The following is a 22,897-nucleotide window of genomic DNA, read 5'->3' as shown; positions in this document are numbered from 1 at the left end:
TCGGGTTGGACAGCACCATCTTTGTGGCGAGAGCGCCGAATCGGTCCTCCCACCGGCGGGGGTACTTGAGCGCGTTCTCCTGCAATCCGGTGTTCACCGCGGGGTTAAGGTTCGCTTTCACGTGCTCCGGCGCGAACATCTGGTCGGCGGCCCGCCTGGACGCGGAACCCGGCAGGGTCAGCACCTTGTCGTCACCGGCCGCCAGGTCGAGCGCGGTGAGGGCGGCCTCCTCCAGCTTGTCCGCACCGGTGAAGGCCTCGACATGCAGCCACTCGGTGATCGCCGTGTGCCCGTCGGGCACATTCATCGGGTGCAGCAGCAGGTCGGTGATCGACGGCGCCTGCTCCATTCGCGCCGATACGACGGACGTGCCTGGGTGGAAGTGCGAGGGGTCCTCGGTGAGCACCGAGCTGTCCGGTAGGAAGAGCTCCACCATGCCCTTGACCTGCTTCAGCCCGATGATGTCCGAATCGGTGCCCTCCGAGGCTGCCTGATCGGGGTTCGCCTGGTCTGGAGCCGTCTGATCCGGAAGCGAGGTCTTCGCGATCGTCTTCACCGTCGGCGTCTGCCAGCCGGGCGCGCCCGGCAGCAGGCGGCGGACCCACGCCCTCGGGCGCGAGTACGTCTCGACGGTGACGTCGTATGAGATGTCGCCAGAGAAGCGGTGGCTCGTCGTGCTGCCGGCGTTCACGAGGAAGTTGACCGTCAGCGGGCCGGACGCGTTCTGGTGCGTGGTCGACGAGTTGTACTTGATCGACGTGTTCGGCACGACAGCGAGCGTGGAGTCGCCCTGGCTCACCGGGATGATCAACCGGGCGTCCGGGCCCACGGAGTACGAGAACGTCCGATTGCTGCTCGCGCCCATCTTCGACTCGCGCGTGTCCGAGCTGCGGACCACGCGGTCGACGACCTCGCCGTCGTATTTGGTGTCGTTCAGCTTCGCCTTGACGGTCACACGCACGTAGTCGTTCGAGTAGAACCCGCGGCGCTTGAACACGATTGGCAGGTTCTTGCCGAACAAACTGTCCATTTGGGACTTCGTCGCGCCCGACGACAGGTTGGTGTCCAACATCCGCTGGTTGGTCATCATTTCGGCGAACTGGGTGTAGTCGTCGCCAGGGCGCGACTTGGCGTCGGCCATCCTGCGCAGCGCGGCCTCGAAGCTGCCGAACCTCTTCACGCCGGACAGCGCCGTCGCGATCTGGGCCTTCACCGCGGTCAGGTCGACGTGGTACCAGGGCTTGTTCTCCTGACGGGCGCCCCACGTCGGCAGGAAGTCCTCGAAGCCCTTGATCTGGGACAGTGTGTCCTCGATCTGCTGCTTGACCTTGTCGATCTGGTCGAATCGGCCGATCTTCGCGTTGCCGGTGGCAAGGTCGAAGGCCAGGTAGGGCGGTAGGAACCGCGACTTGCCATCAGCCGGCCGCTGGCACTCGGCCCCGTCGAAGCCCGCGGGTACCGCGAACCCGTGTTTCGCGGCTTCGGCGAGGCTGAGCCGGATGATCGCCCTGACCTCGATGTCGACCCCCTGGCCTTCCGCCGACTGCACGGTCACGACCGCCTTGACTTCGTAGGCGCCGGTGTGGCCCCTCACGTCGGTGCCGATCTCGTGCTTGCCCTGCGCGCCCGCCGGGGTGGTCTCGCTGTTCGAGACGCCGACGCTGCCACCGAGCACTGCGGCGCCACCCACCTGGCCAGTCGTCGCACCACCACCGAAGCTGACGGAGACGCTGAAACCCTTCTTGGACACCGGAGTGTTCGTGACGCCCCTGGTGGACGCGTCGTGCAACGCCAGCGTCGTGTCGTCGTAGACGTCGACGAGCTTGGCCTCCGTGATGACCGCCTTCATCCGCACTGCCGCGCCGCGGCTGCCGTGCGGGCTCATCAGGTCGGGCGAGGACACCCAGCTGTCGATCATGCTGGGCAGCTCGGCGCGGATGTTCACCGCGCTGAGGAACGTCTTCAACGCCGTGCGGCCAGGTGCGCCGACCTTGGTGATCGACGGGTGCATCAATCCAGCGATATCGTCGAACCTGTCCTGCACGCTGGTGACGGCCTCGCCGAGCATCGTGATCAGCTTCGGCGTCACGTCCCGCCGGATCAAGCGCCACGACGTGTCGGTGCCCTTGGTCAGGGCGTTCTTCTTCTCCGGCACGCCGAGCGTGACCTCGTGCTGCAGCGAGTCTTTGTTGACTGGCTGCAGCCGGGCGTCGAGGACCGTGACCGACCACTTGACCGGCACGTCGGTCTTCTGCGCCGCCTCGCCGGGGAACAGCCCGCGGTACGTCTGCACGCCGGTCGAGTGCGTCTGGGTCACCGCGGGCGCGCCCAGCGGCACCCGCACACCGATCGAGCCGGTCGGACCGACACCGGTGGTGAACGTAGCGGTCGCGCCGATGTCGCCGCCGGTGGCGATGGTGCTGTTCGCGGACACCGACTTTGGGTCCAGCCCGCTGAGGTCGGCCTTGTAGTTGGGGCTCACCCCGTCCTTGGACATCGGGTTCTGAGGCACCTGGAGCTCTGCCACGACCGTCGCCGCGTACCACCGGTCGCCTACCTTGACCTGGAACTCGCGGCCGTCGCCGAGGAACGACTCGAACTCGCTGTCGTTGTCCACCATCGTCTTGATGGCGTCCAGGCCGTCGACCTTGCCGACCAGCACGCCGCTGACGAGTTCCGCGACCTCCGAGCCGACCTTCGTCGTCTGCGTCGCCTTCACGAGACCGAGCGCGCGGCTTTCCCGTACGTGCGCGGCCACTTCGACTACCCGGGATTCCAACGTGGCTGCGGGAATTTCGTTGCCGTCCGGATCGGTGACGAAGATCTGTGGTTCCGGGATCGTGTCCAGCGAGCCACCTTCGGGCCGTGCATTCGGCAGAGGATTCGCGACCACCGACGAAGCCGACACGCTCACGTCACCGCGCGTCTGTGTCAGCGTGCCGTCGACCGTGGCGGGGACGGGCTTGACATCCGGAGCGCTCGGTGACGTGTCGGCGTAGACGCGGACGAAAGGGCCGCCCTGAGTGCCGATCGGCCCTCCCTCGTGAAGGTGGATCTGACCGCCGATGGCGTAGACATGCACTTGGGAGCTCAGGGCCAGCAGCTCGCGATTGATCTCGATCGCGGCACCCGCCAGCGCACGGCAGATGAGCAGGACCACCGGCGACTCCGGACTCTGCCGCATCGCAAATCGGATTGACGCCGTTTTCGCTACCAGCACGGCAAACGCGTCGGGAGTCATCGAGACGGCCTTGCCGCTCTTCAGCTTCACGGCCACGAACCCGTCAGCACCATGCGCGTCAACGAATAACGGCTGGTCCCCCTCTTCACTCCACGGCGCCCGCTCTGTGATCCCCCGCTCGACGGCCTGCTCCATCGAGACCCCGTCGCCAACGGTATACACCTGGGACCAGGTCGCCATTTTCGCGTTCTTCACAAACGCGGTGGTGAACGTGGCGTGCTCTGCAGCCGTCATGGCCTCACGGTCGGACGGGAACGACGCGCCGATGATCTGCCCGTCCTTGACCAACGGCACCGTCAGCACGTCGTCAGCGGTGAAGTAGAAGTCCTCACCGTCGGAACCGGAACCCCGGAACCCGTCCCCACTGACCACGGCCGCGAGGGTCACGCCTGACCGACCCGTCATGGTCTGCGGCGTGGGCTGCGGCGACTCGGTGACGACCGGTCGCGGGAATTCGATGCGGAAGGGTCCGTTGAATTCCTTAACGTTCTGCACCTCAACAGGCACTTCGCTCGTGACGAACCGGTGCGCCCGCTTGGGCAGCACATCCGACAGCCACGACTCGAGTAGAGCGCGGAAATCGGCGCGCACACGCGCCGGATGCGTGGTACCGGACGTGGGTACGGTGATCCGGACCGGCTGCGCGGGCAGCCCCTTGCGGAAGCCGGCCACGAGGTGCTCGGTGTAGGCGTCGACAAAGCCGACGAGCTCGCCTGGTAAGTACGGCTCGTGCAGCTCGGTGACGAACTTGGCGCCGACGTTGAACTCCTCGTCAGGGATATGCCGGGCGCGCACCCTGTGCTCGTCGGGCCCCTTCGGCATCACGCCATCGATTCCGGTGAGCGAGATCTTGCGGTCGGTCACCGCTGAGTACAAGTTTTTGACGAAGCCGGTGCAATTGTACGTGAACCAATGGAATTGCCTGTTCTGCACAGACTTGATGTACGCCAAACCGCGTTCGAGCTCCGAGACCGTCACCTTGCTTTGCACCACTGCTTCCGGCGTGTAACGGAAGTCAGGGCTGCGCAGCTCACCGGGCTGAGGCGTAAAAACAGACATTTCACTGGTCTGCGGAGAGAACCCGGCAGAGAACGTGCGGCCGAGGAAACCGCTCGAGCCGATGGGGAACGCGATCTCGACCCACGCGTGGCCGTCGCGAAGACGCCCGTTGTACATTCTTGAGTTCTGGAGCAGAAGGTCGAACCTGATGTTCGAGCCGGCGATGTCCCGGTAGCCCAACAACGCACGCTCTAGCTGGCCAATCTCATAGGACTTCCTCAGCTTCGCCACGGGATCACCGGCGGCCTCTGGATCGGGGGGCGGTACAACAGGTACTGAGCGGACCGCGTCGGCCAGGCCGGGCGCGTCCTCGAAGAGATCACGCCCGTGCGCGGCCAGGTGGATCTCCGCGAGCACGAGCAGCGACATCGTGTCGTGCTCGATACCGGTGAGCAGGCTCATGACGCCCTCGCCCGCGGCGGCACGCGAACGCACCTCGTCCGACAGCGCCCGCGCGTCCGGGAAGTCCATGGAGTGGACCTGTGCCAGGCCAAGGGGCTCGTCGCGGCGAGCGGTCACAACTGCCCTCAGCACGTCTGGCCGGTTGCGCACCTCGTCCAGCTTGGTCATGAACTCGAACGTGTCGGACGTCTCGACCAGCTCGCGGGCCAGAACGTCGGTGGCCGACGAACCGTCGAAGTCGGCCGCCGCCCTGGTCTGGGTCACGGGCCGCGACCGGTCGACCTGGACGGTGACGGGCCCGTCGCCCGCCTCCTCGGTAATCGCGACGGCGTTCAGCGTGCGCGTGACCGCGTAGAACACCTTAGTAAGACCCCGGATCACCTCCTGCCGTAGCGAGCCGCCCTGTTGCCCGCCGCCTCTCACCACCACCCGGGGTTCCGGCCCGGCGGCGGCGACGTCGCGGAACAAGTCTTCCGGCGACGTGCCGTTCGAGATCTCACCGTCCTCACTGAACTCGACGACAACCCACGCCGCGTCCGGCACTACGGGGAACGGCGTGGAGGGAATCTCGACCTTTGTTGGCGCCGGGGCAGCTACCGTGCCGTCCACGACGACGCGCACGCCGCTCGTCCGGTGGGCGTCATAGGAGCTCTTCTGGATCGAGAACCGCGTGTCGCCACTGGTAATACGGGCGCTCGGGTCCACCTCGCGCTGCACCAGGCTCATTTGGCGGTCGACCGCGAACGCCAGCAGGGCTGCGACGTTGTTGCGGCGTTCCTCGCCCAGATCCGCGCCGCCGCCCTCGATCAGCACCTCCGGCGGGGCCATGCCGAGCCTGTGCCTGATGACGATCGCCTCAGCGAGCCGTTCGGCCTGCCGCTCCAGTGCCTCTCTGACCTCGGGCGACGGCTGGGTGGTGTCGTCGGTGAAGCCGTACGACTTGAACTCGACTGAGCCCGGCAGCTGCGGCGCGACCTCGAGGGCCTGCACACGGGCGACGACCGGGTAGGTGCGGTCCGGCCGGTCGACGTCGGCGTTGCCGGACGTGTCGAACGTGGCTTCGCGGGCAGGTTCTGGAACTGAGGCCAGGTCTCGGTCCGATGCGAGATCGAGGTCTGGAATCAGATCGAAGTCGAGAGGCAGGTCGAAGTCGAGAGGCGGGACGCGGAGGATCAGGAGGTTGAGCACGTCCGTGATCGGCGAGTCGTCGGTAGCGGGCGGCAACGTGACAATCCGCGCCCGATCTGCGTCTGCCGGGTCGGCGGCGATGGCGGACACGGCGGCGCGGAGTACGACACCGGGCCGTTCGTGCCGGTTCGCCAGCTCGACCGCGGTGTCGAGGGCCAGCGTGCCACCGCGGCTCTTGAGGCCGTCCCGGAGCACGTCGCGGATCTGGAGCGCCAAGGTGAGCGTGCCCGCCTCGTCGTCCGTGGTGATCGGACCGTCCTGCAGCTCACCTGCATGCTCCAAACCGGAGTGCTGGATCTTCAGCGTGAGCACGGCGGCGGCCTCTTCGATCGTCGGCTCGAGCTCAACGTCCGACAACGAGATCACATCGGCAGGGAAACGCGCCTCACTGGTCAGACCGCGGCTCGTGATACGTGAGTCCGGACCGATGTTCAACCGCTTCTCGGCATCCGCCGACACATTCCGCGTGCCAGAAGCGCGGTACGGCACCGTGACCGTGCGAACCATGTCGCGCCAGGCCTGTTTGTTGGAGATGGTGGCCACGGCGGCCTCCAGCACCACGGAGCCGTACTGGTGGCCGCGCAACATGCGGTCCACGATCGCGAAGTCCAGATCGCCACGAGCGCGCAGACCCCTCGTGAGGGTCTCCACGACGCTGCCGACAAGGTCGACCAGGTCCTTCTTCGTCGACGTGGCCGGCTTCTTCTGATCGCCGCGGAACTCTGCAGCGTCGAGGACCGTCAGGTGGGCGCCGAGACTTTCCGCGGCCCGGCGCACGGCGGTGTTCGCGTTGCCGGGACCTGTCGTGCGGGCTAGGTCGCTGAGTTGCTGCGCATATAGGTGAGCGAACTGGTGGCCACGCGGCACGACCAGCAGCGGTGGTACGTCGGTGACCGGCGCATCGCCGACCGCGTAGCCGTGCTCGCCCGACACCGCGGTGGCGAAGTCACCCGTGCGTGCAAGCGCGTATTCCGCGGACACGACCACACCGCCGAAGCGCCGGGTCAGCTCCGCGCCGAGGATCGAGCGGGCCAGGTTGCGGTTCTCGTCGGTGGTGTTGTCCGCTGCGGCGGAGAACAGGTCCTGATTCGCCATCGGCGCGTCGGCGTTGAACACCTCGTCGACGTTGACGACCAGGAACCCGTGCTCCCGCGCCTGCTGATCCATGCGAAGCATGGCAGCCAGGGTCGGGTCACCGGCACGGGCTGCGATGAACATCGTGCGCGGCACGTCCGTAACGAGGACCGGCGTCCAGCCCTCCCGGCGCGCGGTCTCGGCGGTGATCGCCAAAGACTCCCAAGCAGAATCGTCGACCGGACCGCCCAGCACCGGCACATGGACGATCTTCGGCAGGTCGCGACCGTTCGAGCTGATCACCGAGTCGTCGCGGGACGCCGGCGCGACTACGTCAACTGGCGCGGTGCGGAGCAGGTTCAGAGACTCGAAGAACGACGTCTGTGCGGTCGGGGGCAGCGCGTTCTGGTCGAAGCCCGCAAGGAACGGCGGCGCGGGCACCGACCGCAGCACGCCCCCCACGGTCAGAATCTCCTGCTCCTCGGCCAGTTCCTCCGCGCTGATCGAGTCCAGCTCCTGCGCCTGCTGCAGCTGCTTGTGGTACTCCGCCATCGACTGCCACCATGCCGTCTCGGCGTCGTCGAGAGCGGCCTTCAGGGCGGTGACTTCGGCGTTCGGGTCGGCGGACAAGGTGCCTTCGAGCGTGCCGAAGGCATTCGTCCACTCCTTGCTCTTCGCGGTGAAGTCCGCGACGGCCTCGACCAGCGGTTCCGGCAGCGGACCCAGCAGTTGCGCGGCGGCGGGCTCGCGCATCCGGACGAGGTAGGCGTTGTCGACGGACACCCCGGCGACGCCGACTTTCGATCTGGAGCCCGGCTTCCTCGCCACGACCTTGAACTCGACGTCCGCGAGAACGCCGCGGGACAACAAGCTGGGGTGGGTGGTGCGGTAGTTGAGCCTCGGGTTGCGGCTGGACGTGCTCTCCCTGCGCACGTTGACGTCGACCGTCAAGTCCTCCCGGTGCGACGGACCAGGGACATCCAGCAAGGCGATCATTTGGACGGAGCCGAAGTTTGCCTGCGACGGGACGCCGCCGGGATCGCCGTGGCCACTGCTGCCACCGGGGCCACCGCTGCCGCCGGTGCCGCGCAAGATCGCGCCCGACCTGTGCTCGCTCTCGTGGATCAGTTCGACGGAATCGCTCGCGGCGTCACCGGAGAAGCCGTCCATCTCGACGCGGCCGCTGGCGGATGCGAGCTTCGCGCCGGGCTTGAGCCGCGCGTGGAACTCGACCTCGCGGTCGAGCCCCGCCACTGGGAATCGGAGCACTCCGTCACGCATGAGCCGCAGGCCGTCCCGCACGGTGGCGGGCGTAATGGCCGCGTCCAAGGCCAGCGCGACTTTCGTGTCGACCGTGACGCCAGAGTTCACCAGCGCCACCTTCGCCGCGGCGCGCAGCGTTTTGATCTTGCCGAAGTAGTGCTCGACCCCGTAGTCACCTGGGTCGGGCAACTTGAGATGTCTGTCGGCCTCCTGCCGCCATCCTGCGATGTCCTCCGCGTCGGAGGCAGGCAACGTCTGGATCTCAGCCTCCGCGCCGAGCGGACTCGTGCTGCTCGGCGGAAGCAACGTCTCCTCCGGCATCTTCCGGACGGTGACGCTGCGATCAACCGAAACCGAGACGACCGGGTCGGACGTGTCCTCTCGGGTCTCCTTGTCGAAGCCGAGCTTCCGCTCGATCTTGACCGTTAATCGGACGGCACCCTCGTAGGAACCCACCGGGCCACGGATCGCGCCGTAGGAACCCCCGGACCGCGAATGCGTGTACGACTCGGTGTGGGACTCCCTGAGCGCGAGGTAGCCGGCCTCTAGACCCGCGCCCACGCTGCCGGAGGTAGGTTTGGAGATGGCGGCTGCCGGCGCGGCGTTCGGCTGCGCGAACTGACGGTGGGCGCGCACGACCGCGTCGACGTCGATGATGTCCTGGCCGAAGATCTTCTCGTCGGTCTCGCCCAGCGACACCATGTTGCGGGCCGCGAGCTTGCGAACGATCTCGATCTCACCCTCGGCTGGCAGTTCGGTCCACTCGCCCTCGACCGTGAACACGTAGGTGCGGCCGGAGAATCGGAACTCCACCCGCAGCGGCGTGCCCACACCGCCGTTCATCACGGTGGTGAACATCCGGTCCACATTGGACAACAGCTCGTCGACTGTGCGTGTGTTGTCGTGCGAGCTGGTGAGCGGGGAACGTGGCAGAAGCTGCTCGGCGACATCGGGGCCGAGGTCCACGTGGTCGGTTATTTCTTGGCGCAGGCGGTCAATCACCTCGCTGATGTCGATCTGGTTGGCCACACCGCCGATGCCCAAGGACGTCACGAGCGGGTTCTGCATCGACTCCGGCGCGGGCAGCTTCCCTATCGCGGAAGCGGGCTCCTCCTCGATCTCCGACTCGATGTCCGGGCTCGTGTTCGGGGCGACGTCCGAGCCGGTGTCCCACTCGATGCGCGGGATCTCCGGGAGCTTGTACGGGTTCGGAGTGTCCTGCTCGGCAGCCTTAGCGCGCTCCTGGCCCTGGCGCTCCAGTTCCGCCAACTGCTCCTCGGTCACCCACATCAGGACCGCGTCGTTCAACGTGAACTTCTCGCCAGCACTGGCCAATGGCCGCCTCGACTTGAGTTCGACGATGTCGAGGTTGCCGCGGAGCTGAGTCTCGGCCACGACCGATACCTCCACGCCGACCGAAACCAAGATCCGCTTGGTCGGGTTCGGCGTGAAGTGGTTCTTCTCGATGCCCTGGATACGCTGTGCGCTCTTGCGGCCGAACCAGGCGGCCCACGGCGTGAGGCTGGAGATGAACAGGCCGGGGGCACCCAACACCTGGGTGGTGGAACCACCGATCGCGTCGAAGTTGATGAAGTCGACGCTCGTCGAAGTCGTGACGCCCTTGGCCATGCTGACCGCAGTGCCGCTGACGAATGTGTTCTTGGTGCGTTGGTACTCCTCGGGACCGAGACGCGTGGGGTTGACCGGCTTCAGCACGACCCCGGCCCGGCCGTGCACGTCGGCACGGCGACGCTCGTGGCTGAGGCCCTCCACTACGTGCACCTTGCCGAAGATCCGCGGGTCCATGCGGAACGCCTCGGGTGAGAACTGGTCGGTGATCAGCTCGGCGTTGGAGCCGACCTTCTGCGCGAGCGCCGGGTCATCGGACGAGCGCTCGAGCATCCGGTACACCGAGTCGATGATGTGCTCGGTGCCGACGACGGTCAGAACGTCCGCGCCTTCCAAGGTCCGGTCGCCCTTGGGCAACTTGTCAATCAACGTATGGGGCGGCAGGTCCTGCGGCTGGGTCGGCGCGACGATTCGCTCGAGCGGTCGTTCCGTCGTGACCAGGTGGTCCGGAATCAGAAGCTCGACGGGCACGTGCTGGCCGAGCGGGTTCGCCGGGTCGGACTGGTCCCCTGTCAGTCCGGTGAACTGACCGACCAGCGGAACCGACCGGACGTCCAGCCCCTGCCGGCCCGGCTTGCCGACACTGATCCTGCGCGACATCTTGTTCGTGCGGGTATAGGTGGTGACCTCCGGGGTCAGCTTCAAGGTGCCCTGGAAGTGACGCATCCGCGTCTCGTTCTGGTCGCCCGATTCGGTCAGCTCGGTGCCAGCGTGCTTCTGCTCGGTGACCTTGCCGGTGTCGTTGGCGATGCTGACTGCCGACGACCAGGTGCGCCCGGTCCTTAAGTTCGCGAGGAACATGTCGGCGCCCTTGACGAAGGCGGCGACGAGCCGGCCCTGGGCACCGATGCTCGCGGTGGTGTCCCGCGAGGCGGTGAAGGTGCGGGTCTCGTACTCCTTGGTCCGGGTCTCCGTCGTGCTCTCGGCCAGGCCGATCTGGAGGTCGCCGTCCTCCAGGCTCTCCAAGGTGGCCTTGATCCGGACCGTCACGACCGTGTCGGTGAACGGGCCCTGCTTGACCAGCGGCACCACCAGGCCCGGCCCCAGCATCAGGTCGATCAGCTGCATTATCTGCTTGTCGGACATCCGCGACTTGGCCGTGCGCTGCCGCCGGGCGGTGTCGTTGACGAGCGCCTTGAGGCCCGCGGTCAGGTCTGGGTCGTCGAAGTACTTGATGAACTCCGACGAGCTGAAGTGGTACCATCGGCGGTTCGGCACGTTGCGCAGGGTGTCGGCGATCGCCCCGTAGATCCGGTCCTTGCCCCGGAACGAGTGGACCTTCGCGCCCGCCGTCGACAGCCCGGACTCCAGGTGCGCCGGCGCGAAGTGCGTGCGGTCGTCATCCTTGCGATAATTGGGCTTGTGGTCGTCCGGCCCGGTCGGTTCCATGATCCCGGCGGCCAGCGCGCGCTCCCGCGACGCCACCTGAATACCAACGAGATCGCCCTCCAGGAACACCGGCGGCTGGCCCAGAACCCGGACCTGCAGCTGGTAAACCGTCTTGTAGCGGACGAGCCTGCCGCCGAAGTCGTGCTCGAACCGGATACCGGTCTCGCGCTTGAACTCGCTCTTCCACGACCGCTCGTGGTCGACGCCGAACACACCGCCGAGCGACACCACGAACTTGCCGAGCGGCAAGATCGCGCCGGCGAAGGCGCTGAAGCCACCACGCCGCTTGGCTGTCCTCATGTCCCTACGGGCGGCCTTCGAGTTGTCCCAGTCCACCAGGATCGCCGTGTGCTCGCGGTCGATCTCGTCGATGATCTCGACCTTGCGCGCCACGGCCCGCATCTCGATCGCCGAGTTGGTTCGGAAGAAGTCGGGCAGGCTGCTGACCGGCCCGTTGATCAGCGGGTCTGACCGACGCCAGCTGGAGTCCGGGTAGGAGTCCGGGTCACCCGTGACCATGCTCATCAGCTCGGCCTTGATGTTGGTGCGGTGGAGGAACTGCCGCAGCACATCCCGGCCTGGGGCGCCGACCTCGGTGAGCTCCTTCGGCAGCATCCTCGCGACCTGGTCGAAGAACGACGAGCCCTCGGGCACGTTGACAAGCAACTCCTCCAGGCCGAAGTCCTTCGGCGGCGGGGCGTTCAGCGGCTTCAGTCCCCGGCCGTCGTTGGCTCTTGGCGCCTTCGGGTGGCCGAAGCGCAGCGTGCCACCGAGCCCTGGCTGCTCGCCGTGGTCGACGTGACCGACGAGATCCCGTTTGGCGTCCCGCAACTCGAATGCGTAGGAGACGGTCACCTCGCTCACGCGCACGTCCATGTCGAGCAGCAACGACGCCCGCTTGTGCTCCACAGAGACGTCCCGATGCATCTCCTGGTTGACGGCCGGTGTGCCCGACGGCCTGGCCATCACGAGCAGCGGCTTCGCCGGGACCCAGATAGCCAAGGCGAGCGACGGGTTGGACAAGTAGCCGCCGGCGGCCCGCCGGAACCTGCGATGGCGGGTCTCCAACGCAAACGTCCAGTAGGGCTTGCCGGGCACGCTGCGGGCCGTCGTCCAGTCGAGCTTCGCCTTCGCCACCAGCGTGTGTGGCTCGCCATCGATCTCGACGGTGAACTCGCGGCCGTCGCCGAGCATGCTCGGGACGTCGTTCCGCATGGCCCGCTCGACGTGGCTCAACCCGTTGATCTTCTGCTTGCGCCTGCCAGCAGGGAGGGACTCCGGGCGGTCCCGCTTGACCAGGATGCGCCGTCCTTTCGGCAGCATGCTGCGGAACGCGCTTTCGGCGCTGATGCCCGTGACCTCGGTGTGCGGCACGGCTTCGCCGAAGCCCTCGCCATCTACGAGGTAGTCGGGCATGCCCCGCAGGACCTCAGCGGACCGTCCCCGCGGGTCCGGCTGGAACGTGCTCTCTACGCCGCGGGCGTCCTCGTCCTCCTCGAGGATCGTCTCGAGGCCGCCCAGCGGGTGCGGGGCGTGCGAGGCGGTTGTGGTCGGTGCGGCCAGCCCCAGGTCCCGCAGCCCCTGCTCGTCCACGACGAGGTCGACCGGGGTGTCCGCCGCGCTGAACAGGGACCCGGACCAGGTCTCGTCGACCGAGGTCCTGCGGTAGTTGGCCGCCACGTCCCAGACCGGCGTGGCGCGCACCCGGTACCGCGGACCGTCTTCCGTGTCGCGCTGCCCCAGCAGTTGCAGGTCCTGGAGGTCGAGCTTGATCGTCACCCCGGACAGCGGCCCGGAGTCGAGCGTGACCAGGCGCCCCCGCTCCGACATCATCTGCCGGACGTTGGCCCACAACTCCGTCGGCCTGGTGGCCTCGAGGAGCTGCTGGGTGGCCGGCGGTGTCGGTGCCGGCCGTGTCGTGCTGCGGCGGAGTTGGTCGGCCGGGTACAGCAGCCGAGTAATCGTCTTGTGGAGCTCGACTGCGGGCGCAAGCTTCGCCTCGACGTGAGCGTTCTCGCTGAACCCGATGTGCCCCTTGCGCTTCTGGTCGCGCCGCAGCGGCTTCCGGTTCTCGCGGATCGGTTTTCCGGCCGGCTCGGGTTCGGCGAGCGCTTCAGAAACGGCAATCGACGAGGCGACCGCGCCCTCGATGTCGGCGGTGCGTTTGAACTCACCCTGCGGCGCGTCCATCGTGATCCGCAGGTCATGGATGAAATGCGCCCGCAGCTCGGTCGGCGTCTGGATGTCCGGCACGGTGTTGAGCGCGTTCGGCGGCACGTCGGGGTCGATGCTCGCGCCGAAGGAGTCGCCCGCTACCGACGTGGCGTGCGGTAGGCCTTCCCCCGTGCGCTGGAAGTTGCCGGGCCCAGGTGTGGCCCTGATGATGACCTCCTGCTCGACCTGGCCGAGCGGGGTGTCGACCATGACCCGGATGGGGAGGCCGCCGTTGAGCATCGCGTCGAGCACGGCCTTCGGCGCCCGCCCGGAGTCCGGCCCCAGCAGGTTCCGGACGGCCTGAACGTTGAAATCCCGCGTGCGAACCGATTCCGGACTCGGCTGGAAGGTCAGCATGCGCTTGACGGCTTCGAACGCCGTCTTCACCTTGTGCAGGAGGGATTCCCTGGCCTGCAGCGTCCGCAATCGGTCGTTGACCGCACTCGTGACTTTTTGGGCGATCCGCTGCATCGCGTCGGCCTCGTTGTGGAACTCGACCGACCCGCGCCCCTGCCCGATGCCGTGCGGTGCCTGGTACCGCGTGGTGTCGACATCGCCCGAACCGTGGTCGCTGCTCGGCTCGCCATCGCCATCGCCATCGATCGCTGCCGGCTCGCCGTCGTCGTCGATCGTCGCGAGATCGTCAGTCTGCAGTTCGGCGTGCTGCTGTTCGTAGACCCACTCTACGAACCCATGCGCGTTCTCCGTGGATCCGCCGTCTGCCTCGATCTGAAGAGCGACCAGTATCACGACGCCGAAGTAGCGGTTCAGCTTCACCTGCTCGGCCTCGCCGGGGTTCCGCATCTCCTCGTCGGTCATCTCCGGGATGTCCCCGAAAACGCTCGCCACGAACTCGAGGGCCTGTTCGGCGATCTTACCGTCGGGCTCCTGCTGTTTAAGCTCCTCGTACGCTGCCTCCCACGCGGCGTCGCGTTCGTCGTCGTCCGTGAAGTTCTTGCTGTCCAACTGGTCCAGGTAGGCCTGCACCACGATCTGCCGGTTGGCCCAGTGAGCGAGCATGACGGCGTTCTCGGTGCGCAATCCCCCGTCGGCGGTGATCCCGTCGGCGGAGATCTGCTCGGCGACGAGGTCGCGGACGCCTTCGTGTACCCCGCCGAAGGCCTCCTGAACGATCCGGTTGGCTTCGGTGAGCATGGCCCGCGACACCCTCAGCCGACCGGCGACCTCGGCGAACTCCGCGTCCCAGTCACCGGTGTAGACCGCCGTGTTCGCCGGATGCAGGTGGGCCAGGCGTTCGCGGAAGTCGAATCTAGCGTCGTCGACGGACCCGACGTCGTCAGCGTCCTCGACAACCGGCGGGCCCTCGTGTTCGGGGTCCGCGGTGCTGTCGAGGACGCTGATGGACGAGTGGCCGTTGACGGACGTCCAGTCGTCGATGTTTCGGAGGGCGGTGGGCTCCAGAATCTCACTGTGGGGCGAGGTGTTCCCGACCGACGCGAGATCGATGTCGGACTCGGTGTGGTTGTCCGCGAGATCGGCCTGCGCGGCATCGGCCGCCTCGAACTGCGCGGCCACCCACTTAGCCAGTTCCTGTGGGGCGGTCGTGATGGTGTGGTCGTCGTGCACGATCTGCTCGGCGACGAGAAACGTGACGCCGGTGTGCAGGAAGTCGTCATCCTCGGAGCCGGTCATCTCAACGCCGAACGCCGTCTCGACGAAGCTCTGCGCCACGTCCAGCGCGTGATCCGCGTTGACCCCGTGGTCGAAGGCGAATCGCTCGAAGTCCGCTCTGGCGCGGTTGATCTCGTCGTCCCACGCGGCGAAGAAGTCGTTGTCAAACTCGCTGTCACCGCGCTCGAGATAACCGAGCCTCTGCAGGAAATCAGGCTGGAGCTCGACGTCGGCTTGCTGCTCCAGCGACCCGTCGTCCCCGAACTCGTCGTCGGTGTCGCCCGCCAACTCGTCGTCGCCGATCCACGACTGAACCTCGCCGTCCTCGCCGACATCCGCAGACCCACCCCGCAGGCCAGCCTCCGTCAGCTCCACGATCTGCTCACCCAGCCAGTGCGCGAGCACGATGGCGCGGCCTTCGAGACCGTCGTCGTTCCGAATCTGCTCTTCGACCAGCCCCTCGATCCATCCGCGGCGCCGCTCGAAGCTCTGCTGGACCACCTCACCCTCAAACTGGATGTCCCCCAACGCCTCGTCGACTAGCTGGCGCGCCCGTTGCAGTTGCGGCTGCGACCCCTCAATCGACGCCTCCCAGAGAAGAGCCTCATCCCACGCGGCTACCCAGGCAGCGTCACGCTGGCCCACGTCGTTGAGGTACATGTACTGGCCCCGAACCGGATACGAATCAACGACCCGCCACTGCTCGGCCGCCCACGCGGCAATCTCCAGCGACGCGACCGTGACATCGCCGCCGTCGGCGATGATCCGGGCCACGACCAGGACCTCCGCACCGGCCTGCAGAGGCCGGACCCAGTTGCGCTGCGTCTCGGCGGACCCGAAGACAGCGCCAACAACCTCGTTCGCTCGCTCGCGCGCCTCCGAGGTGTCCTCGCTCTTATACGACGCCTCAACCATCGCGACGATGTGGTTCCACCACTGTGTCCAGCGATCATCGGTCTGGAACTTCTCGCGCCGGACGTCGATCAGATCGACTTGATCGGAATCGTCATCTTCGCCATCGCCTACGGCAGACTTGCTGTCCGTGTCCTCGCCGGAACCGTCGGTCTTGCCGTTCGAGCTGCTGGAATCGTCGTCCGAGTACCTCTCGTCGCCCTGTCGGTCTCCATCATCGTCCGGCTCGGAACCGACCTCCGACTCGCTGTCGCTGTCGGAGCTGTCCAGGTCGCGGGAGTCAGCCGACCCGGCGGTATTCAACTGATCGTGCTCGCTGCTGTCGGCATTGCCGTCGTTGTCGTTTCCGTCGATGTCACCCTCGTGCCCGCGGACCTCCGGATCGTAAGTGGTGTTCTGGTGCGTCCACCCCCGCACCAGCGAATCAATAAATGCGAACCGCTCCGGCGCCCGCTCCAGCAACGTCTTGCGGTGGAGGAAGTAGTACATCGCCGCCTCGGCGAGATCCTCCGAAGGGTTCCTCGTGCCATACTTCGTGATCGGACGTTCGTTGCGGAAGTTCGGCCAGCCATCCGCCGTCCACGCGCCCACTGCGAGGTTAAACTCCGGCAGGCATTCGCTAAGCGCCTCGGCCACCTGCTTGGCGTCCTTGTCGCTGTCGAGCACGTCCCGATACTTTTCCGACAACCGAGCGATCGCCTTGGCGTGTCTCGGCGACTCCTTTTTGAAGTCGTCCTTGTCCCGTTCCAGGTCGTACCTAGCGGAGTGGATCGACGCAATGAAGTCGTCCTCCGCCGTTCGCGCTCCCATGACCGGCTCCTCGGCACCTTCCGGGAGGATCGGGCGACCGTTGGAGTCCCACGTGCCAAACGCTTTCGTGAACTCGGCTTGCGCGTAGCCGAGCAGACCGTGCGCGATCTCGTGCGTGGCCAGCGCCTCGACAGCTCGTCGACCTTCACCTACCCAGGGGGGGTACACTGAGACGTTTCCGACTCGGCCGAAGTACCTACCTGCTACCAGGTAGCTAACACCGTCTTCGCCGAGATCAAAGGTGACCGCACTGACAGACTGGATCTCCTGTACCTCGTGCCCGCGGCTGGAGTTCGCCCGGTCGCCGCCCAGCAACGGCGCGAAGTGCTCCAGCGCGTCTTGCACCCCACGCAGCTCGTCCAGATCCCACGGCCGCGACTGAACAGCATTGAGGTCGACTGGGCGTGCGCGTGAGTACTCGTCCGTCAGGGCCCGCACGCCCTGTGCGGAGTTCACGTCCACGTTGAAACGCTGTTTGATGTCCTCGGTAATGGCGAGGGCATCGGCGATCGCAGCGTCCTTACCGGCACTGTCCGGAATGTTCAGCTGCTCGTCGCCGCGCCCCCTCAGCGGCACGCCCCACGGCGCCAGGCGCCGGAAGATCATGATCTGCTTGAACAGGTCGGACGCCGCCTGCTTGCGAACCATCGGCGCAAGGCCTAGAAGCGCGTCGTCCCTCAGCTGCAACGACACGAGCGCGATCACGCCATGCTGCCGTTCACGGTTGGCCGAGACCTCGACGCTCTCATCCGAATCTACTTCGGACAGTGTGGCTTGGTTGATGGGCGTCGCGTTGTGGGCCTCGATACGCAAAGCCTTGGCCTTGTCAGGAGGCAACGCGGCGAGCTCACGGCGAGCCTGCCCCAGACGCGCATCCCAGGCCGCATCCCACATCTCCCGGTTGGGGAAGTTCTCTGGCAGAAAATCGGCGAAGATCGCGGCATAGTCCCGGCCGTTGTCCGGTATGGACAAAGCTCCCGGAAGAAGAAAGCCCGGTTCGTATTCCCAGCCGTAATCCAAATCGGAGTCGGAGTCGGAGCCGTCGTCGGGGTCGCCGGACGCCACGGGATCGTCCGGCGTGGCGACGCTGCCGAGCGACCAGCTCTGCACCAGCGAGTCGACGAACGCGAACCGCTGCGGCGCCTGCTCCCACAACATCTGTGGGTTGAGGAAGTAGTACATCACCGCCTCGGCAAGATCCTCCGAAGGGTTCGTCGCGCCATCCTGGGTAATCGGCCGCTCCCCCTTGAAGTTCGGCCAGCCGTCCGCCGTCCACGCGCCCACCGCATTGTTGAACGCGGACAGCTCGCCGCTCAAGGACTCCGCGATGAGGCGAGCATTGTCCGCCTGGGAGCCCAGATGTTCCGGGTGCTGCTCGAGAATGCCCTCGATTGCGGCCGCGTGCCTGGGCGAGCTGACCCGAAACGCTGCCAGATCGCCCAGCGCAGCCTCGATAGACGCTACGAAGTCCTCGGCTGCGGTCGGTGCGCCGTAATACGGCCGCTCGGCGTCATCCATGAGCACGGGGTGACCGGCAGCGTCCCACGAGCCGAGCCGCGTGATGAAGTCGTCGAGGTGGTGCTCCAGCAAGGCATGGCTCAGCTCGCGGGTCGCCAGGGCTTCGACCGCCCCTGTCCCGCCGCCGAACGCGCCCAGAGCAGATGTGGCATAGAGGCTGAAGCTCTTGCTGTTCGGGAAGTACATCCCTTGTGCGGTGATGGAGACGCCGTCCATCGCAAGGCCGAATGTCATCGCGCGGAGGGTGGTGATCTCCTGTGCCACGTTCGCACGGCCGGAGCTCGCCCGGTTGGCGCCCAGCAACGGGGCGTAGTGGTCGAGCGCGGCTTGCACACCGCGCAGTTCGTCGAGCGTCCACGCCCGCGACTGGATCGCGGCGACATCGTGCGCCAGAGCGGGCGAGAACCCGGTGGCCATCGCGTCGACACCCACGGCGGAATCGAACCTCACACCGTGATCGCGCTCGATCTCCTCCACGATCCGGACGGCTTCCGCAATCACCTCGTCGTGGTGCGCGTCCGGCGGAATCTCGACCGACTCCGAAGCGTGCGCCCCCGGCAGCGCGACGCCCCAGGATGCAGTGTGCCGCGCGATCATCAACCTGCGCACGTGGTCGAACGTGTTGCCCTGCTGTAGCGCGGCCACCGCCATCACGCCCCGCCAGCGCTCGAACTCAATCGCCGCGTTGACGCCGGCCTCCTCGGTCCAGGTGGCCAGCAGGTCCCGGTCCACTCCCGACGCGCCGTATGCATCATCGAGCAACGACTCGGACCGCACCTTGGGCATGGCGTTCAGCTGCGCGTGCGCGTCCGCGAAAACGTTGTCCCAGGCCGCGTTCCACTCGGCCTTGCTGTCGAAGTTCGCCGGGGCCAGGTCGGCGATGAGCGTCGAAACGTCGCGGCCACGGTAGTGGTTGTTCGAGTTGTCGCCGAAATCGTCGCCGCGATCGTCGTCCGAGTCGTTGCCCGCGATTGAGCCCACGGTGTCCGGTGCCCACCCCGCGACCACCTTCTCGATGAAGGCCGCGCGCTTCGGGGCCTTGTCCCACAAGCCTTCCCGGTCGAGGAAGTAGTACATCGCCGACTCGGCCAGATCCTCAACCGGGTTGGCCGCGCCATACATCGTGATCGGCCGCTCGTAGCGGAAGTTCGGCCAGCCATCCTCCGTCCACGCGCCCACCGCGAGGTTGAACGCCGGCAGATCACCGCTCAGCAACTCGGCCAGGTACTCGGCGTCCTGGTCACTGTCGAACAGATCCGGGTCGCGCAGCCACAGCTGCCTGATCGCCTTGGCATGCTTCGGTGACCTCTCCGCGAAGGCGGCCAAATCGAACCGAGCGGCTTTGATCGACGCGATGAAGTCTTTCTTCGCCGTCGACGCTTCCCCGAGCGGCTCCTCAGCGTGTTCCACGAGGATCGGGCGACCGCTGACGTCCCACGTGCCGACAGCCTTTGTGAAGGCGGTTTGCGCGTAGCGGAGCAGGCCGTGCGCGATCTCGTGCGTGGCTACCGACTCGACATCGCGTACACCGTCGCCGAATTTGACGCTCCCGACTCTGGGGTACAGCGAGACGTTGCGGACTCGGTCGAAGTACTCACCCACCGCGTAGGCGTCGACGCCGTCGGCGTCGAGGCTGAAGGTGACCGCGCTGATAGACCGGATCTCCTGCTCCTCATGCCCACGGCTGGAGGCGGCGCGAAGGTCACCCAGCAACGGCGCAAAATGCCCCAGCGCGGCGCGCACCCCACGCAACTCATCCAAGTCCCACGGCCGCGGCCGAACAGCGTCGACAGCGACCCAGGGTGCGTCCGGGTGCGCGTCCGTCTGGACCCGCGCGCCCAACGCGGAGTGCACGACCACATTGAAACGGCGATCGATATCCTCGATGATGACGTCGGCTTCGGTCATCGCGTTGGCATGATTGGCGCCGTCCGGGATGTTGAGCTGCTCGCCCACGAGCCCCGGCAACGGCACACCCCACCTCGGCTGGCGCCGGGCGATCACGACCGAGTTGAACAAATCGGACGCCGCCTGCTTGCGAACCTCAGGTGCTAGGTCTAGGCGCGCATCGTCCCTGAGCTGCAACGAAACGAGCGCGATCAGGCCTTGCAGCCGTTTGCGGTCGACCGAGTCGTCGACACTCTCGTCCAGTTCGGCCTGACGGTCGATGTTCGTCGCGATGCGGGCGTAGATACGCAACGCCTCGGCCTCATCGTCTGGCAACTCGTTAAGGTCACTAAGAGCCTTCCTCAGACGCGCGTCCCAAGCCGCGTCCCAGAGCTCCCGGTTGGCGAAGTTCGACGGCTGTAGGTCGGCGAACATCGCGGCGTAGTTCCGGCCGGTGTCCGGTGTGGGTTGTACCGGCGTCGGAATGCGGAAGTCCGACTCGGAGTCGGAGTCGCTGTCGGGATCGATCTGCGCTGTCCGTTGCGCCGATTTGGAGCCGCTGCCGGGATCACTTCCGACCTGCGCTGCCAAGCTGGCGAGGTGCTCGTCGCCCTGCCCGGAGTCCGAGTAGACGGAGTCGGCACCGCTGCTGTCTCCGTCGGAGCTGGCGGGTGCCTCGAGGTTGCCCGGCGCCGAAGTGTCATCGAGCGTCCAGCCCCGAACCAACTTGTCGACGAACGCCGCGCGCTTCGGCGCCCGCGCCCAAAGGGTGGCCGGGTCGAGGAAGTAATACATCACCGACTCGGCGAGATCCTCCGAAGGGTTCGTCGTGCCGTACAGCGAGATGGGTCGCTCCCCCTTGAAGTTCGGCCAACCGTCCGCTGTCCACGCGCCCACCGCATTGTTGAACTCTGGCAGGTGTTCACGCAGCACCTCGGCCACGTGCTCGGCGTCCTTGTCGCGGTCGAGCACGTCGAGCACGTCCCGATACGATTCCGACAAATGCTCGATCGCCTTGGCGTGCCTCGGCGACTCCTCCTCGAAGGAGTCCTCGCCATGCTCCCGGTCGTACCTAGCGGAGATGATCGACGCGATGAAGTCGTCCTTCGCAGTCACCGCTTCCTCGTCCGGCTCCTCGGCGTCTTCCACAAGTTTCGGGCGACCGTTGGTGTCCCACGTGTCGACCGCCTCATTGAAGGCAGTTTGCGCGTAGCGGAGCAGGCCGTGCGCGATCTCGCGCGTGGCGACCGCCTCGATGCCGCGCACACCTCCACCGAATTGGGTGCACCCACCTTCGGGGTACAGCGAGAAGTTGCCGGTTCGGTCGAGATACGCACCCGTTACGTCGTTGTCAATACCGAGGTCGCCGAGGTAGAAGGTGACCGCGCTGACTGACTGGATCTCCTGCGCCTCGTGCCTGCGGCTGGAGTCGGCGCGACGGTCGCCCAGCAACGGCGCGAAATGCTTCAGCGCGGCCAGCACCCCGCGCAACTCATCCAAGTCCCACGGCCGTGCGCGAATAGCTTCGCGATCGACCGGGCGTGCGTACGGGTGCCAATCCCTCAGGAATCCCGCCCCCAGTGCGGAGTGCACATCCACGTTGAAGCGAGTGCTGATCTCCTGCGCAATGTCCCGAGCCTTGGAGATCGCGGCGTCCTGACTGACGCCGGCCGGGATGTTCAGCTGCTCGTCCCCGAGCCCCGGCAGCGGCACGCCCGACCACCACGCCTGGCGCTGGTCGATCACGACCCAGGTGTACAGGTCGGACGCGGCCTTCCTGCGTACGTCCAGGTCGAAGAGCCTATCTTCCCACAGCTGCAACGAAACGAGCGCGATCAGGCCTTGCATCCGTTGGCGGTCGACCGAGTCGTCGACGCTCTCGTCCGGATCCACTTCAGACAGGCTCGCCCGATCGATCCCCGTCGCAATGTGGGCGTCGATACGCAACGCCGCCGCCTTGGCTGGGGGCAACGCACCGAGGTCGCGGTATGCCAGCTCCAGACGCGCGGCCCAGGCCGCATCCCACTCCGCCCGATTGGCGAAGTTCGACGACTGCAAATCCGCGAAGATCTCATCATAGTTCCTGCGAGGGAGCGGTCTGGACCAAATTGGAGAAATGAGGCCCGGCTCGGTGTCGTTGTCGGAGTCGCTGTCGGGATCGGCTTCGATCGGCGCTACCAGGCTGTCGAGGTACTCGTCGAGGTCGCTTTCCTGCTCGGAGCCGACCATGGCGTGGACCTGCGGCCTGCTCTCGCCGTCTTGCCTGAACTCCTCCGACTCTGGCGACTCTGGCGCGGCTGTGTCGATGTGGGTGCCCGCGCGCCCCTTGCCCTTGCTCGGCGCCGTCCGGGGATCCGCGAGTAAAGCCCCGTGCCTGGCAATGTAGACCGCGATCTCGTCCGGATCGGGTGCCGCGGGCATCAAGGACCCCAGCAGCGCACTGTCGCTGTCAGGCCGGAGCACGCCCGCGGCCGGCGTGCCCATGGTAAACACGATGTCGGTGAAATCGACGATCGGCCCGCCCACCCGAGCCGTGGTGCTGTCGACCAGAACCACCGGCGTGCCACCGGTAGCCGACAACGTCGTGGTGACAACCGCACCAACCGGGAAGTCCTGATCGCTTGGGTCATACCCCTCGACGAACCGCAGGGCTCGGCTCGGACGTCCTCAAGTACGCGC

Annotated in this window: 1 pseudogene (cut by a window edge); it reads right to left on the bottom strand. The window is 66.6% G+C overall.

Going from position 1 to position 22,897, the window contains the following annotated elements:
* Positions 1-22,702: pseudogene (locus tag ABZX92_RS31745) on the bottom strand (hypothetical protein); its annotated part reaches 7,306 nt to the left of the window's first position; the annotation flags it as partial.
* Between the last annotated feature and the right edge of the window lie 195 nt (positions 22,703-22,897).

Origin of the sequence: Lentzea sp. NPDC006480, assembly GCF_040611995.1 — a bacterium.
Classification (GTDB): domain Bacteria; phylum Actinomycetota; class Actinomycetes; order Mycobacteriales; family Pseudonocardiaceae; genus Lentzea.
The sequence above is the reverse complement of the archived record's forward strand: the minus strand, read 5'-3'. Positions and strand labels throughout refer to the sequence as shown.